This window comes from Sinomonas sp. P47F7 (genome assembly GCF_049332655.1).
Lineage (GTDB): Bacteria > Actinomycetota > Actinomycetes > Actinomycetales > Micrococcaceae > Sinomonas.
The window spans coordinates 3578383-3594418 of the sequence record NZ_CP186327.1 but is presented as its reverse complement, the minus strand read 5'-3'; the positions used below and the strand labels follow the sequence as shown (position 1 = coordinate 3594418).

Annotated in this window: 13 protein-coding genes and 1 pseudogene; 5 read left to right on the top strand and 9 right to left on the bottom strand. The window is 69.4% G+C overall.

Features of this window, described 5'->3' with window-relative positions; genetic code table 11:
- Nucleotides 1-73 precede the first annotated feature (73 nt).
- A complete protein-coding gene (locus ACOKR1_RS16865; protein ID WP_422934080.1) occupies nucleotides 74-1099 on the bottom strand; it encodes a LacI family DNA-binding transcriptional regulator in 1026 nt (341 codons plus the stop codon).
- A 152-nt stretch (nucleotides 1100-1251) separates the two neighbouring features.
- On the opposite strand from ACOKR1_RS16865, the gene ACOKR1_RS16860 reads away from it, so the two are divergent.
- Entirely contained in the window at nucleotides 1252-2388 is a 1137-nt protein-coding gene (locus tag ACOKR1_RS16860; RefSeq protein ID WP_422934079.1) for a Gfo/Idh/MocA family protein, read from the top strand.
- Entirely contained in the window at nucleotides 2385-3227 is an 843-nt protein-coding gene (locus ACOKR1_RS16855; protein ID WP_422934078.1) for a ThuA domain-containing protein, read from the top strand. Before ACOKR1_RS16860 ends, ACOKR1_RS16855 begins: the two co-directional genes overlap by 4 nt.
- Here the strand turns inward: ACOKR1_RS16855 and ACOKR1_RS16850 are convergent.
- The 4 genes from ACOKR1_RS16850 to ACOKR1_RS16835 all read right to left on the bottom strand — a co-directional run bounded on the left by ACOKR1_RS16850 (nucleotide 3216) and on the right by ACOKR1_RS16835 (nucleotide 7157).
- The gene (locus ACOKR1_RS16850) at nucleotides 3216-4304 is read right to left on the bottom strand and encodes a lactonase family protein (protein WP_422934077.1); all 1089 of its coding nucleotides are present in this window, start codon (nucleotides 4302-4304) and stop codon (nucleotides 3216-3218) included. The genes ACOKR1_RS16855 and ACOKR1_RS16850 overlap by 12 nt on opposite strands.
- Entirely contained in the window at nucleotides 4301-4975 is a 675-nt protein-coding gene (locus ACOKR1_RS16845; RefSeq protein ID WP_422934076.1) for a GrpB family protein, read from the bottom strand. Before ACOKR1_RS16845 ends, ACOKR1_RS16850 begins: the two co-directional genes overlap by 4 nt.
- A 173-nt stretch (nucleotides 4976-5148) precedes the next feature.
- Nucleotides 5149-5427: an HPr family phosphocarrier protein gene (locus tag ACOKR1_RS16840; RefSeq protein ID WP_422934075.1), complete on the bottom strand. Its 279-nt coding sequence runs from the start codon at nucleotides 5425-5427 to the stop codon at nucleotides 5149-5151.
- A gap of 17 nt (nucleotides 5428-5444) precedes the next feature.
- Nucleotides 5445-7157, bottom strand: coding sequence for a putative PEP-binding protein (locus tag ACOKR1_RS16835; RefSeq protein WP_422935040.1), 1713 nt, complete (start codon nucleotides 7155-7157; stop codon nucleotides 5445-5447).
- Between the two features lie 181 nt (nucleotides 7158-7338).
- Here ACOKR1_RS16835 and ACOKR1_RS16830 point away from each other — a divergent pair, with 181 nt between their 5' ends.
- The 3 genes and pseudogenes from ACOKR1_RS16830 to ACOKR1_RS16820 form a co-directional block, all read left to right on the top strand.
- A complete protein-coding gene (locus ACOKR1_RS16830) occupies nucleotides 7339-8187 on the top strand; it encodes a TetR/AcrR family transcriptional regulator (protein WP_422936675.1) in 849 nt (282 codons plus the stop codon).
- Nucleotides 8188-8204: 17 nt separating this feature from the next.
- On the top strand, nucleotides 8205-10211 hold the full coding sequence (locus tag ACOKR1_RS16825; RefSeq protein WP_422934074.1) for a PTS mannitol transporter subunit IICBA: 2007 nt from the start codon (nucleotides 8205-8207) through the stop codon (nucleotides 10209-10211).
- Nucleotides 10208-11371: pseudogene (locus ACOKR1_RS16820) on the top strand (mannitol-1-phosphate 5-dehydrogenase); the annotation flags it as partial. The gene ACOKR1_RS16825 and the pseudogene ACOKR1_RS16820, both read left to right, overlap by 4 nt.
- A 13-nt stretch (nucleotides 11372-11384) precedes the next feature.
- On the opposite strand, the gene ACOKR1_RS16815 reads toward ACOKR1_RS16820, so the two are convergent.
- The 4 genes from ACOKR1_RS16815 to ACOKR1_RS16800 form a co-directional block, all read right to left on the bottom strand.
- A complete protein-coding gene (locus tag ACOKR1_RS16815) occupies nucleotides 11385-12560 on the bottom strand; it encodes a PQQ-dependent sugar dehydrogenase (protein WP_422934073.1) in 1176 nt (391 codons plus the stop codon).
- Between the two features lie 161 nt (nucleotides 12561-12721).
- Nucleotides 12722-13486, bottom strand: a complete 765-nt coding sequence (locus ACOKR1_RS16810) for a DUF427 domain-containing protein (protein WP_422934072.1) — start codon at nucleotides 13484-13486, stop codon at nucleotides 12722-12724.
- A 66-nt stretch (nucleotides 13487-13552) separates the two neighbouring features.
- Nucleotides 13553-15262, bottom strand: coding sequence for a phospholipase C (locus ACOKR1_RS16805; RefSeq protein ID WP_422934071.1), 1710 nt, complete (start codon nucleotides 15260-15262; stop codon nucleotides 13553-13555).
- Between the two features lie 127 nt (nucleotides 15263-15389).
- Entirely contained in the window at nucleotides 15390-16031 is a 642-nt protein-coding gene (locus ACOKR1_RS16800) for a TetR/AcrR family transcriptional regulator (RefSeq protein ID WP_422934070.1), read from the bottom strand.
- Nucleotides 16032-16036 lie beyond the last annotated feature (5 nt).

The following is a 16036-nucleotide window of genomic DNA, read 5'->3' as shown; positions in this document are numbered from 1 at the left end:
CCCGGAAAGACGCGGAACAGGCCCGCGAAATGTTAGGCACAAGTTAGGCAGGGCATCCGGTCGTCATCTTCCATCACCCCTTGGGCTTCGTCGTCGAGTCCCGCACGACGAGCCCGAACGTCGAGGACGCGGCGCGTTCGTTGGTTTCCTCGGGCTGAAGCAGGGCGCGGAGCGCGGCGGCACCAGCCCAGTCGAAGTCGAGGCGGTAGGTAGTCAATGCCGGCCCCCAGAATTCTGCGAGCGGTTCGTCGTCGATTCCTGCGACGCTCACGTCCTGGGGCACGGAGAGGCCCGCGTCCGTCAAGCCCCGCATCACCCCGAAGGCAATCTGGTCGTTCCCGCAGAAGACGGCCGTGAGGGATGGATCCCGTAGGAGTTCGTTGACGCTGGGGCGCCCGGCCCGCACGTACTGATCCCCCTCGAGGGTCGGGTCGATCTGGATGGGAGTCGGTACGGGGACTCCCGCGGCGATGAGGGCATCTCGCCAGCCGAGTTCTCGAGGGTGCGGGTGACCGTGAGGCCCGGGGAAGCTCACGTGATGCACCGTCTTGTGGCCGAGGGCGAGCAGGTGCTCCGTGAGCTCGCGAGCGGCTCGACGGTCGTCCACGACCACGTGCCGGAGGTGATCGTCACCTCCGGAACTGATCGTCGAGACGGGCAAGCCGGCCAGTTTCTCCGCGAGGTCCTTGAGGTCGTAGCGGTCGAAGTCCAACACGATCACACCGACTATCGGCTGTGCGAGGAGTACGTCCAGCGACGTGTCGGCCCTGGTCAGGTCATACGGATCGATGACGGAGACGGTCACGACGTACCCGGCGTTTCTCGCCGCGCGTTCCGCCGAACGGACCATCTGTGCGGACCCGTACGTCACATCGGGCGTCACGATGCCGATGATGGGCTGGCGGCCTTGGACAAGGGCCCGTGCGGCTCCGTTCGGGCGGTAGCCGAGTCGCTTCATGGCGGCGAGTACCTGGTCTCGTCGTTTCTTGGAGACGGGGGTAGAGCCGGTCAGCACGCGGGAGACGGTCGGGAGGGAAACGCCCGCCTCGCGAGCGACGTCGTGGATCGTGGGGGGACGGTCGTCCCGTGGTGCTCGCATGGACATCCTGTCTGGTCGGAAATCACTATGTCTTGACATCATGACGTTTCGAGGCTTAGTTTTGACGCCAGTTCGTGTTATCTCGATGGACATTTTGATCAACGTTAATCATATGGGGTCGCCGCGATGGCAGGAACACCTGGAGGCAAGCAATGTTTGAGAGACTGCCGGTCGTTGTCGTTGGCGCTGGCGCGATGGGCCGGCACTGGATCCGGCTGCTCATCACGAACCCGCACGCCCGGCCGGTCGGCATCGTGGACCTCGACCTCGAGCTCGCGAGCAGGGTCGCCCGAGAGGAAAGCGTCACCGATGCCGTCGTCGGGACGAGCCTCGCAGCCGTCGCGCGAGACTCCGGGGCTGCCGCGGTGATCAACGTCGCTGTTCCCGCCGCGCATCGCAGCGTCAACGAGCAAGGGCTCCGGCTCGGTCTGCCGGTCCTGTGTGAAAAGCCGCTCGCGCCTACCCTCTCGGACGCACTCCGGCAGGTCGCCGTCGCCAATGTCACCGGCCAACTGCTCATGGTGAGCCAGTCGCGCCGCTACTTCAACCACCTTGCCGCGCTGCGGGACGTCGTGGGCACGCTCGGGCCACTCGGAACCGTCACCCAGGAATTCTTCCACGAGGACCACGAGCCTGGCTTCCGCGAACAGATGGCACACCCGCTCCTGGTAGACATGTCCATCCACCACTTCGACGCGATGCGCTACGCCACCGGCGACGAACCAGTTAGCGTGCGGTGCACCTCCTGGAACCCGCCGTGGAGCTGGTATCAGGGCGACGCCTCCGCGACTGCTGAGTTCGAGCTGCGCTCCGGCGCGCGCTTCGTCTACTCGGGCAGCCGGTGCGCTCCCGGCCTTCCCACCTCATGGAACGCCGCGTGGCGCGTCCAGTGCGAGCGCGGTGCGGCAGTGTGGGACGGCGATGCGCAGCTTACCGTGGACGCGGGCGATCTGGCTCCCCGGGTTCCGGAGGGCGTAGAGGAGCTCGCCGGCTCGGTGGCGGCGTTCGCTGGCGCGGTGCGCTCGGGTAGGACACCTGAGAACGAGGTGCGCTCGAACGTCCTGAGCCTCGCGATGGTCGAGGCCGCGGTAGAAAGCAGTGCGCGTGGTGGGGAGCGCGTCATCATCGCCGACCTCCTCGAAACCGCTTACGCGCAGGCGGTGCAGACCGAGACCGGGGATGACATCTCCGCGGAGCTCCAGTCGTGGGGTAACGCACAGGCAGGGATCTCGGTAGGGCATTGGGGTGCCACCGGCGGCGGCACAGCAAGGAGAGGAAGCAGGGGATGAACGGAAGCGCGCCCGTCAGGGTCGTCGTGTGGGGAGAGAACCGACACGAGAAAATCAGCAAGAAGGTCCAGGGGATCTACCCGGAAGGGATGCACGAGACCATCGCCGGCGGGATTCGCTCGCTGCTGGGGGAGGAAGCGGTCGTCACGACTCACGTGCTCGACGAGCCAGAGCACGGGCTCACCGAGGAAACCCTCGCCTCTACCGACGTCCTCCTGTGGTGGGGACACATCGCCCACAACGACGTCGACGACGAGGTTGTCGAGCGGATCCATCGCCACGTCCTCGAGGGAATGGGCATCCTCGTCCTCCATTCCGGGCACCATTCGAAGATCTTCAGACGCCTCATGGGAACGACCTGCAGTCTGCGCTGGCGCAACGACGGCGAGCGCGAGCTCGTCTGGACGGTGGCCCCCCGGCACCCGATCACGGAAGGGGTGTCCCAACCGATCATCGTCCCCGGTCAGGAGATGTACGGCGAATACTTCGATATCCCCGAGCCCGATGAGCTGATCTTCATCAGCAGCTTCACTGGCGGCGAGGTCTTCCGTAGCGGCGTCACCTACAACCGCGGCTACGGCCGTGTGTTCTACTTCAGCCCCGGCGACGAGGTCTACCCCGTTTACCATCAGCCCGAAATCCAGCGCGTCATCGCGAACGCCGTCAGGTGGGCCCGCCCCCGAAGGGAACGCGAGTCCTATCAGGTGACGCCCATGTACTGGGCCGGGGAGTTCGATCAGCCCTGGCGCTGGACGCCGGATGGCTTCGTCGACTTCGTCACAGGCGAGCCGGCGCCACCGCGCACGCCATCGCCCCAGAGGACTGACCTAGAGGTTTGAGGCAGGCGCCCACGTCTCAATCCACAGCGGCCCGGCAGCGGTCGCCGCGCGGGAGACAGAGGTCAGCGAGCCGTCCTCGCCGATCCGGTACGAACTCACGTGGTCCGAGCGCTCCCCGCACACGAGGAGGAATCGCCCCGACGGGTCGATCGCCATGCCTCGCGGCTGGGCCTCGGTGCGCGTGTGGCCGAGGAACTCGAGGAGGCCCTCGCCGCGCACGGCGAACGTCGCGACCGAGCTCGTGGACCGCTCGCTCGCCATGAGGAACCTGCCATCCGGGGTGAGCCGCAGGTCGGCGCACCACACGACGCCGGGGCCGGGATCGGGCGTGCTCGCCGAGCGGACCGGTCCCGGCTCGAGTTCCATTCCGCCGACGGCGGAGACTCGCTGCAGGAGCGCGAGCTCGCCGGTCGCGGCGTCGCGCTCGTAGACCGCGACGTCGCCGGAGAGTTCGTGCAGCACGTACACGCGGGACCCGTCCGCGCTGAAGCGCAGGTGCCGCGGCCCGGAACCCTGCTTGGTGGCGACGTGCCCGCTCGGGGCGATCGCGCCGTCGTCCGCGGTTCCGGCAGTGCTCGCCGGGTCGATGGCGACGTCGAACCAGCTGATCCTGTCGTCGCCGAGGGACGCCGCATAGACGAACCGACCGTCCGGGCTCACGACGGCGCAGTGCGTGTTCGCGCCCGAGGCATAAGTACGTACGCGACCGGCTGCGGCAGGGACCGGGACCCGGACGAGTGTCCCCTCGTGGTAGGAGGCGCCGAACAGCTCGCCGCGATCCGGAGTCAGCGCGACGTAGCAGGTGGTCACGGGCACGTCGCGCGCGGCACCGGCGGTCGCCTCGCCGGTGCGCGGGTCGAGCGAGAGGGCGACGACGCGCGGCGGCACCTTCGGCCCGGGCCGGTCGGCGTTGCACGCAGCGTAGAGCACGCCCGCGGGGTCGAGCGCGAGCGCCGAGACGTCGTCGACGCCGTGCGTGCGGCCGAGCGGCTCAAGCGCGCCGGAATCGGGATCGAGCGCGAGCGCGTCGATCGCGCCCCCCGCCGAACAGGCGATGTAGACGAGGGTGCGGCTCACGCTTGCTCCTTGGGCTCTGAACTGCAGGGCTCGGCCCCATCCAGCCAGCCCGCCGCGCGGAACATGCGCGCGTAGAGACGCCGGATGGTCGGCTCCTTGTGCTTGTTGTAGTTCATCACAAGCTGTTCTCCGGTGGCGCTCGCCGCCGCGAGTTTCGCGTCGCGGTATTCGTCCCGGTCCGAGGGATGCGCGCGGAGCCAGTCCCGGAACATCTGGTGCCGCTCCGTCTCGGGGCAGCCTGGGCCGAACACGTGGAGGTTGACCTGCGGCACGTCCGTGGCGTCCCGGCGCATGAGGGCCCGATGTTCGTGCCAGCCCGGCTCGCGGATCCGCAGCATGTAGCCAACTGCCTCGAGCGCGGGCACGTACGCCGCCTCGTTCGCCGGGTCGCCGACCGTGAGGTCGACGTCGATGACCGGCTTCGCGTGCAGGCCCGGCACCGAGGTCGAGCCGACGTGTTCGACGGCGAGGGCCGCACCGCCCAGCGCGGTGCGGATCGCGGTGGCGACGCGCTCGAACTGGGCCGGCCACGCGTCGTCGTACGGGACGACGCGGACCGGAGCCGGCACGGGCGCGCCGCCCACCCACTCGAGCTGGCCGTCGGCCGCATCGTGGAAGGTCATGACCGCCTCGCGCCACCGCAGGGCGGCAGCGCTTGGGGCGGTACTCATGTGGGAGCCTTCATTCACAAGAGGTCACGCTAGCAAGAGTCGTCACCGGTGGTGTCCGCTCCTGCTCAGTTTGGGAGTCCTGGCCGGTTGTGGAGTGGCGAGTCGCGCCTGATTTCGTGGCCCTTGCGGTCCTTGGTGGGCAGGAACGGACCTGGTCTCGCTCTTCGGGTGGGTTAGGGGGCGTCGTGGTCGGTTTCGAGGATGGTGACGAGGTGGTCGAGGGCGGTTTCGGCGCCGTCGCCGTGGGCGCGGAGGGTGACTTTCTGGCCGTATTCGGCGCCGAGGCTCATGAGGGAGAGGATGCTGGAGGCGTCCATGGCTTCGTCTTCGGGGTCGCCTTCCATGGCGATGGTGATCTCGAGTCCGGTGTCCCCGGCGGCCTCGGCGAAGATCGCGGCGGGGCGGGCGTGGAGCCCGACGCGGGAGCCGATGGTGGCGGTGCGTTCTGCCATGGGGTTGGTTTTCCTTTCTAGAGGCCGAGCTGGTCCAGGACGGGCAGCTGGCTGCGGACGGCCTGGCGTGCGGCGGCGGCGGTGGGGGCGTCGAGGGCGAGGGCGGCGAGGTGCTGGGCCTGGGCGAGGGTGACGGTGGCCAGGACCTGGGCGACGGCGGGCAGGGCCCGGGGGGTCATGGACAGGGTGGTGGCTCCGAGGCCGGTCAGGACGACGGCGAGGCCGGGGTCGGCGGCTGCCTCGCCGCAGACTCCGACGGGCTTGGGGTTCCCGGTGGCGGCCGCGGCCGCGGCGGCGCCGTCGCAGGTGGCCTTGACCAGGTGCAGGACGGCGGGCTGCCAGGGGTCGTTCAGGGCCGCGAGGGGCCCGAGCATGCGGTCGGCGGCCATCGTGTACTGGGTGAGGTCGTTGGTGCCCAGGGAGGCGAAGTCGGCGTGGGCGAGGATGTGGGCGGCGGTGAGGGCGGCGGAGGGGACCTCGACCATGACCCCGGCGACGGGGAGCCCGGCGGCGTGCGCCATGTGGGTGAAGGCGGCGGCCTCGTCGGGGGTGGAGACCATGGGGGCCATGACCCAGACCTGGGCCTGGTGCTCCTTGGCGGCCTGGGCGATCGCGGCCAGCTGGCGGGCCAGGACCCCGGGGGAGGCGTGGTCGGTGCGGTAGCCGCGCACGCCCAGGGCCGGGTTGGGCTCCTGGGCGTCGGTCAGGAACGGCAGGGGCTTGTCGGCGCCGGCGTCCAGGGTGCGGATGACGACCTTCTTGTGCGCGAAGTGGGCGAACACGGCCCCGTAGGCGGCGACCTGCTCGTCGTGGGCGGGCTCGGTGTCGCGGTCCAGGAACGCGAACTCGGTGCGCAGCAGCCCGACCCCCTCGGCGCCGGCGGCGGCGGCCCGGGCGGCGTCGGTCCCGGTGGCGACGTTGGCCAGCAGCGGCACGCGGTGCCCGTCGGCCAGGGCGTTGTCCCCGGCGAAGCCCGCCAGGGCGCTGGCCCGGGCGGCCCACGCCGCGGCGGCGTCCCGTTCGGCCTGGGCGGGCCCGGTGAGGATCCTCCCGGCCGCGCCGTCGACGAAGACCTCGGTGCCGTCCGGGATCGTCTCCACGCCCTCGGCCGCGACCACGGCGGGCAGGCCCAGGGCCCGGGCCAGGATCGCGGTGTGCGACTGCGGGCCGCCGCCGGATGTGACGAGCGCGAGGACCTTCGCCGGGTCCAGGGTCGCGGTGTCGGCCGGGGCGAGGTCCTCGGCGGCCAGGACGAACGGGGCCTCGGACGCGGGCACCCCGGGGGCCGGGAGGCCGCGGAGCTCGGCGACGATCCGCCCCCGCACGTCCAGGACGTCCGCGGCCCGCTCGGCCATGTACCCGCCCAGGCCCCGCAGCTTCTCGGCGACCGCCGCCCCGGACTCCCACACCGCGCGCTCGGCGGTCCGGGGCCCGCCCTCGGCCCCGGGACCGAGCAGCTTCACGGCGCCCTTGACCAGCATCGGATCCGCCGCCATGAGCGCGGTGGCCTCCAGGACGCCCCTCGCGTCCCCGGCCGCCACCTCCGCGCGGGCCTTGAGCCCGGCCTGGACGGCCCTGGAGGCGGCCCTGATCCGCTCGGTCTCCGACTCCACCGTCACCCCCGCCGGGATGTCCACCCGCGCGTGCGGCTCCTGGACCGGCGCCGGCATCTGCCGCACCGGCCCCACCACACGCCCCGGCGTCACACCAACACCGTGAAACTGCTGCATCATTGGGGCTTCCTCTCGGTTCGTCCAGCGGGGCTCCGCGCTACCCTAGCGCCTATAGCGTTGCTATACAAGCAGATTTCGTGATCCTCACCACACGCATTATGCATGTGACGCAGTTCACTATCGGCTCTTGTATAGCGTTGCTATATCGGTTACGCTAGCGGCCATGCGTGATTCGGGCATGGGTGTCGCCGACGACGCCCAGGACGGGGAGTCCCCCAAGGCTTCCCCGCGGGAGCGGCTCATTGCAGCCGCGACTGAACTGATTGCCGCGTCGGACGGCAAGCCAGTGTCCACTCGCCAAATCACGGATCTCGCCGGAGTGACAGCGCCAACGCTGTACCACCACTTCGGTGACAAGGACGGGCTGATGGAAGCCGTCGTGGCCAGAGGCTTCGAGGAGTTCGTCCAGCGTGAGGGAATGATGGAGCGGTCGGCCAGTCCGCTCTTCGACGTCAAACGACTGTGGGACACCCATGTGCATTTCGGGTTGACCCATGCTCAGCTGTACACCCTCATGTTCGGCAACACGGGTCCCGGACGCCGTCCGGTTCTCGTCGAAGAGGCAGAGCACCTCCTCGAGCGGGAACTCGGTCGGGCCGCCGCGGCCGGACAACTCTCGGCGCCGCCAGCTCAGGCAGCGCGGGCCATCCTTGCCGCCAACATCGGGGTCACCCTCATGTTGTTGGCGGATGAAACAGACCAACCCCTCTCGGCCGGCGATATCGCGACCCTGCCCCTCTCGGCGCAGACGCGGGACGCCGTCCTCCGCTCCGTCGTGTCGGACCCGTCCCTCGTGGACGATCCGTTGCGCGGGGTGATCGCCGGGGGCCAGCCGTCCTATGTCGCGGCGGCTATCGCCCTCAACGCCACGCTCGAGTCCTCGCATCCGGAACAGCTGTCCGGTACCGAGATGCGGCTCTTCCTTGAATGGCTCCACCGGCTCTCCAACGCCCCTGAGGGCCGAGCGGGAACCGAGGGAGAGAGCCAGCCCCCAACACCTCCCGGCGGCCCGCAGGCTGCCTCCTGACACGAAAGCAGGGAACCATGTCGACCACCGCAGCCCCTTCGAGGCTCCACGCCACGCGGGCCGGGGTGCAGAAATTCGGCACCTTCCTCTCCGGCATGATCATGCCGAACATCGGGGCCTTCATTGCCTGGGGCCTCATCACCGCCCTGTTCATCAAGACTGGCTGGCTCCCGGTCCCCGTCCTCGGCGGATTCGGCAACGACGCGTCGGGCGCGCCGAACGTCGGTCTCGTCGGCCCGATGATCACGTACCTCCTGCCGCTCCTCATCGCCTACACGGGCGGCAAGGCGGTCTATGACGTGCGCGGCGGCGTCGTCGGCGCGATCGCCACGATGGGCGTCATCGTCGGCGCTGGCATTCCGATGTTCATCGGCGCGATGATCATGGGCCCGCTCGCCGGATGGACCATGAAGAAGCTCGACTCGATCTGGGATGGCAAGATCCGGCCCGGTTTCGAGATGCTCGTCAACAACTTCTCCGCGGGCATCTGGGGCGCCATCCTCGCCTTGGTCGGGTTCTTCCTCATCGATCCGGCCGTCACGGCCCTGACCACGGTGGCCGGCAATGCCGTCCAGTTCATGGTCAACGCGGGAATCCTCCCGCTCACGTCGATCTTCATCGAGCCCGCGAAGGTTCTCTTCCTCAACAACGCCGTCAACCACGGCGTGCTCACTCCGCTCGGCATCCAGCAGTCCGCCTCGCAGGGCAAGTCGATCCTCTTCCTGCTCGAGGCCAACCCCGGCCCGGGCCTCGGCGTCCTGCTCGCGTACATGTTCTTCGGCAAGGGCGCCGCGAAGGCCTCCGCGCCGGGCGCAGCGCTCATCCAGTTCATCGGTGGCATCCACGAGATCTACTTCCCGTACATCCTCATGCGGCCGATCCTCATCCTCGCGACGATCGGCGGCGGCATGACGGGCATCGCGACCCTCGCGATCACCCACGCCGGCCTCGTCGCTCCGTCCGCGCCTGGCTCGATCATCGCGGTCCTCGCGCAGACCTCGCGCGACAGTTACATCGGGGTGATCCTCGCCGTGATCCTCGCGTGTGCGGTCTCGTTCATCATCGCCTCACTCATCCTCCGCGCCGCCCGGAACAAGGACGAGGGTGACCTTGCGGCGGCCACCGCGTCCATGGAGGGCATGAAGGGCCGCAAGTCGATGGCCTCGACGCTCCTTGCGGGCGGCGGTGTTGCGACGGCGACCGAGATCCGGAACATCGTCTTCGCGTGCGACGCCGGCATGGGCTCGAGCGCCATGGGCGCCTCGGTGCTCCGCAACAAGATCAAGGCTGCGGGCCACCGGCACGTCACGGTCGTCAACCAGGCGATCGCCAACCTCACGGACACGTACGACATGGTCGTGGTCCACCAGGATCTCGCCCTCCGGGCGGAGGAGAAGACGCCGAGCGCACAGATCGTGACGGTCGACAACTTCATGGGCAGCCCGAAGTACGACGAGATCGTCGCGCTGCTCGACGAGCAGGCCCAGACGGCGAACAAGCCGTTCGAGGGCGTGGCTGGCAAGGCCGAGCCCGCGTCCGAGGTCGAGGCGGCCGCCGCGCACGTCGCCGTTCCGCAGCACCACGCCGAAACGAAGAACATCCTGCGGCGCGAGTCCGTGATCCTTGCGGGCAGTGCCGGGGACATGCCGAGCGCGATCGACGAGGCGGGTCACCTCCTCAAGGCGACCGGCGCCATTGACGACGAGTACATCCAGTCTATGCACGAGCGCGAGCGCTCCGTCTCGACGTTCATGGGCAACGGCCTCGCCATCCCGCACGGCACGAACGAGGCGAAGCCGCACATCGCGTCCTCGGCCGTGACGTTCGTCCGCTACGCCCAGCCCATCGATTGGCAGGGCAAGCCCGTCACCTTCGTGGTCGGCATCGCGGGCAAGGACAAGGAGCACCTCGGCATCCTCGCGAAGATCGCCAAGGTCTTCGGCGACAAGGAGCAGGTCGCGCGGCTCGAAGCCGCTCAGACCGTCGACGAGGTGCTCGACATCTTCGGAAAGGTGAATGCATGACGCTCGGGAGCAAGTCGGCAGTCCACTTCGGGGCGGGGAACATCGGCCGCGGCTTCGTGGGCCTCCTCCTGCACGAGGCAGGCTACGGGCTCGTCTTCGCCGACGTGGCGGCGCCGCTCATCGAGGCGCTCCAGGCCACGCGGTCGTACACCGTGCACGAGGTGGGCGACGGCGGCGTCGACCATCTCGTGGACGGCTACGACGCGGTCAACTCCGCGACGCAGGAGGCCGAGCTCGTCGAGCGCATCGCGCGAGCCGACATCGTGACGACCGCCGTGGGCCCGAACATCCTCAAGTTCGTGGCCCCGGTGATCGCCCGAGGCCTCGCCGCGAGGCCGGTAGGCGGTGCCCCGCTCGCTGTCATGGCGTGCGAGAACGCGATCAACGCCACAGACATCCTCGAGGCCGAGGTGCGGGCCGCGGCCCGCACTGAGGGTCTCGGCGAGGATGCCGTGAACGCGAAGGCGATCTTCGCCAACACGGCGGTGGACCGCATTGTCCCGGCACAGGCGCCCGGAGGCGGCCTCGACGTCCGCGTCGAGCCCTACTTCGAGTGGGCCATCGAGCGCGGCCCGTTCGGCGACGCCGTCCCGGCAATCCCGGGGGTGACGTGGGTCGACTCGCTCGGTCCGTACATCGAGCGGAAGCTCTTCACCGTCAACACGGGCCACGCCTCTGCAGCCTACTTCGGGCGGGCAGCGGGCAAGGACAAGATCGCGGACGCGGTGGCCGACCCCGAGATCCGGGCCAAGGTCGAGGCGGTCCTCGCCGAGACCAAGGCGCTCCTCGTCGCGAAGTACGGCTTCGCGCCCGAGGAGCAGGAGGCGTACATCCGGAAGATCCTGGGTCGCTTCTCCAACGCGGAGCTCCCGGACACGGTGGACCGCGTGGGGCGCGCCCCGCTGCGGAAGCTGGGCCGCCACGAGCGTTTCATCGGTCCCGCCGCCGAGCTCGCCGAGCGCGGGATCGGCGCGGACGCGCTGCTGGGCGCCATGGGTGCCGCGCTGCGCTTCGACGCGGCCGACGACGACGAGGCCCAGCGCCTGCAGTCCCTCCTCGCCGGGGAGGCGAGCGACGTCGCGGTCGCCGAGGAGCTCACCGGCCTCGAGCCGGGGCACCCGCTGCACGGCGCCGTCGTCGGTCTTGTGTCCACGGCGCAACTCTCTGAGCCAGTCACAGGGCGACGCGGAGAATTCTCGACGCGTCGCCCTCGTTCGTCAGGAGCCACAGCTCCTTCCCGCCGGGCAGGGGCGCGACGTCACGCAGGCGGCCGAACTGGCCCCGGAAGTGCTCCGTGGCCCCCGGGAGCGTGCCGCTTCCGTCGGGCGTGTAGCCCGGACCGGGCAGCGGAACGCGCCACAGTCGCTCGCCGCGCAGGCACGAGACGTAGGCGACGTCGTCGACCACCGCGATGCCGCTCGGCGAGGCCTCCGCGGCCGAGGGCCAGACAAAGGCCGCGGGGACGCTCCGCCCGTTTCGGGCCGTGCCCGTGACCGTCGGCCAGCCGTAGTCCGCGCCGGCCGTGATGAGGTTGAGCTCGTCGTTGCGCTCGGGCCCGAATTCGCTCGCCCACAGGCGGCCGTGCGAGTCCCACGCGAGCCCCTGGACGTTGCGGTGGCCATAGCTGAAGACGTCGGTCCCGAACGGGTTGCCGGGCGCGGGGGAGCCGTCGGGCGCGACCCGCAGGATCTTCCCGCCGAGGCTGAGCAGGTCGGGGCTCAAGGTGCGTGTGTTGGCGTCGCCGGTCCCGATGTAGAGGTGGCCGTCCGGGCCGAAGCGGATCCGGCCGCCGTCGTGAATCACGGACGCGGGGATGCCGCTCACGATCATGCGCTCGTCGCCGAGTTTCTTCCCGTCCCAGGCGAGGCTTACCACGCGATTCGCGTCGGCGGCTGCGTCGGTCTCCGAGATGCCCGGGCCTGACGTGCCCGTGTAGTACGCGTACAGGAGCCCGTCGCGCTCGAACGTCGGGGAGGCCTCGAGGCCCAGGAGCCCGCCCTCGCGCGTCCCCTGGCGCACCGTGACCTGGCCGACGGGCTGGGCCGCTCCGCCGCCGGACGGGATGCGGAGGATGCGCCCCGAGACGCGCTCCGAAACGAACGCTGAGCCGTCCGCCGCGGGCGCGAGCGACCACGGCGAGCTGAGGTGCTCGGCCACTGTGCCCACGAGCCGGGGCATTCCGGGGCCGGTGGCCTCCGGGGCGGGGCTCTTCTTGGGGCTGGCCCCGCTCGCCCGCGAGGACGCCGACGATTCAGCGGACGACGGCGTGCACGCACCGAGTGCGCCCGTGGCACCCAGCGCCGCAACCAGCGCGAGGGCAGACCGACGGGTCACCGGCAAGGAGGGCATGATGTCACCCTGTCAGGTTCGGCGTACGGAACAAAGGAGGGCAGAGAAAAACCTGCATCGCGCCATTGAGATGCAGGTCACGTCTGTGAGTGTAGGCACGCGCTCACTCCGATTCCAAGCGCTTGTGAGCGGACGTTGCCAAGCTGTTATCACTTAATCACTTACGTCCAGGCCGTGGCCGGCCGCGCAGGAATCCGACCGTCCACCTCGACGTCGGTGCGCTCGTCGAAGAACGCTACGAGGCCGTGGATCTGCGCCATCTCGGGAAATTCGGGGCCGTAGGACCACGCGACGGGCCGTCCGTCCCCGAGCCCCGGTGCAGTCCAATAGTGGGCGTGGCCCTTGTACGGGCAGACGGTCACGAGCTCCACGGGCTGGAGGAGGCCCCAGTTCACGTCCTCGCGCGGAATGTACGTCCTGGGCGGCAGCTGGCCCTCGAAGAGGATCACGGAGCGCGTCGTTGCGGCGAGGACGGCTCCGTCGAGAAGCACCCGGACGCGGCGAGACGTCGCGCGGATGTCGATCCGGGCGAACGGGTCCCGGGGATGCCCCACGACGAGCTCGTCCTCCTCGAACCAGTCGAACGCGTCCGTCTCGAGCACGATGTAGCCGCTGAGGTCGGGGTCGCTGAGGCGGAACGCCTGGCCGGCCGCGGTGTGGGCGCCCGCCCTCACGGTGAGCAGCTCGCCGTCGGCCGTATGGTTCGCGCGGCCCTCGCCCGGGGCGGCCGGCTCGAGGCGAGCCACGACGTCGTCCTCGGGGACCGCGTGGACCGGAAGGTGACGCCCGGGCTCCCACACGACGATCGCGCGGTGCGAGTCGAGAATGAGCTCGTCCCCCAGCCGCGCGCGGAGCCGCTTGGCGGTCGGCTCGTAGCGCAGTTGGGGGACGAGGCGCTTCAGTTCACGGGAGATCTGGACGGCCATACGACCAGCGTCTCCCCGTGGCTCCCGGGGACGCAAGCGCCCCCGGGAGCGGGAGGGTGAGGGCGGCTACTGGCAGGAACCGCCCTGGCCGAGGTGCTGGCCGCTGTTGTCCGCGCAATACGCGGCCTGGACCACCGTGCCGTTGGCGGGGTCCAGGATCAGGCCGTCGCGGCGCGGCTGCGCGTTGAAGTTGAACAGGTTCCCGAGCGAGCCGGCGATCTGGTCGAACGAGCCGTCGCCGAGGCTGCCGAGGCCCCAGTTGCCCTCGATGAATCGGAGAATGGAGGACTGCTGCGTGACCGTGTGGTCCACGAAGTTGCGCTTCGCGAACGGCGAGACGACGAGGAGCGGCTGGCGCGGGCCGGGGCCACAGCGGTCGGCGTAGCCCCCCAGGATCGGCGTGCCGGCCTTGGCAGCGTCGGTGCAGATCGCGGCGTCGGCGGCAGGATCGTTCGAGGCGTTGAGGACCTTCGTCGCGACGTGGTCGTACCAGCCGTCCGAGTCGTCATAGGCGAGGACGATCGCCGTGGAGTCCCAGTTCTTGGACTTCTGGATCGCGTTGATCTGCTCGACGACGAACTTCTGCTCGTCGATCGGGTCCGAGTAGGCGGCGTGGCCGTCCTGGTAGTTCGGCGCCTTGAGGAAGGAGACGGCCGGCATGTTGTCCGAGTTCACGACCTTGTCGAAGGACGTGAGGTCGTACTGGTGGTTCGCCTGGCCGTTGTGGCCGATCTCGGCGTCGGAGGCCGGCGCGAGGTGGTGCGGGTTGGCCGTCGACTTGTAGTACTGGAACGGCTCGTGGTGCGGGTTGTAGTCGGTGCGGGACGCGCCGACGATGTTCGCGTGCGCGGTGGTGCACTGTGCGTAATTGGTGCCCGCGATGTTCTTCGTGCCGTTCGGCGTGAAGCCGCCCTGGAACCAGCCCCACGAGACGTTCTTCTCGTTGAGGAGGTCGCCGACGTTCTTGCCGCTCATCGCGGCGAGCGGGTAGGGCTTGCCGTTGCGGCTGTTGTCCGAGCAGTCGTCGAAGGCGGGGTCGGGGTCCTCGGTCACGGTGCCGACGCCCTGCGCGTTGGGCGACTTGACCGTGTAGGAGTCAGGCGTCGCCGTCTGCTTTCCGGTGAGGGCGTCGATGCTCGTCACGCCGTGGGTCTGGCCCGAGACGAGATTGAGCGCGCCCGGCGTGGACGGCCCGAACGTGTCGCTGAAGCTGTTGTCGCTCATGGCGAAGTGCTGAGCGTAGTTCCACAGGCCCGTGACGGTGTTGCCGTCGTAGTAGTCCATCGTGAGGCCGGGAGCCGAGTACATCGGCGCCTTGCACGTGTCGGTGCTCGTGTTCTCGACGAACTTGTTCATGAGCCCGCCGTTGAAGGCCTTCTGCTCCGCGGTGTACTCGTGGTCCTGGTCGCATGTGACGGCCTGGCCGGGCGTGAGCCGCGAGGGCTGCACCGAGTTCGGGTTGTTCGGCGCGAGCAGGTTCGCGTTCGCGAGCGTGTTGATGTCCTTGGGCGTGTTGGGCGCCGCGGTGAAGGACGACGCCGGCGCGCCAGTCCCCTGGACCTTCTCACCCGCGGTGTTGGCGGCGTTCGGATAGGTCGCGAAGTAGTGGTCGAACGAGACGTTCTCGCCGAAGATGACGACGACGTGCTTGATCGGCGTGGTGGTCGTGGAAGGTGCGGCCTGGGCAGGCAGCGCGGCGGTGATGGCTCCGCCCGCAGCAACAGCGAGCCCGAGAGCGCTCGTCGCGGCTGCAGCGCGGACGCTGAATTTCGGCATCTGATAGTCCTTCTCGAGAGCGGTCATACGCGTCCCCCGCGAAGACCCTAGTCCCGCCGATTACCCCCGAAGCAGGAGTTGCCGATCAATTCAGCAAGAGTTCACCCTCGGACCCGTCCTCAAAGAGTCAGCCTGCGCGTAGCCCGTCGAACAGGACCGCGACCACATCATCCGCGAGCTTCTCGGGCGTGAGGGCGCCCCCGGGACGGTACCACTCGACGATCGAGTTGATGGTGCCGAACAGGAGACGCGAGACGGTGCGCGGGTCGATATCGCTCCGCAGAGTCCCTTCCGCACGGGCCTCGTCGATCAGCTCGGCCACCTTGCGGTCGAAGGCGCGGCGTCGCTCCATGGCTTTCCGCTCGGTTTCCGTGTTGCCCCGCAGCCGCAGCAGAAGGGTCACGAACGGCAGCCGCTCGGTCAGAACCGCCACGGTCGAGCGCACCACGAACTCGAGGCGGTGCTCGGCCGTGCCCTCATGCACCTCAGGGGCCTCCCACACCGACTCGAGCCCGCCGAGGGCCTGCTCGAGCGCGAGCGCGAGCAGGTCCTCCTTCGAGGGAACGTGGTGGTAGATCGCCGACTTCGAGATGCCGAGGTTCTCCGCGAGGATCCCCATGGAGGTCGCGTCGTAGCCGTGGCGGTTGAACACCTCGACGGCGACCTTCAGCACGGACCGCTGATCGTAGCCGGGGCGTCCCCGGCGTCCGGCGGGCGCGGGGCCAGAAGAATCTGGCCCTGGGGTCTCAGTCGCAGCGGCGGAAGGCATGGGGT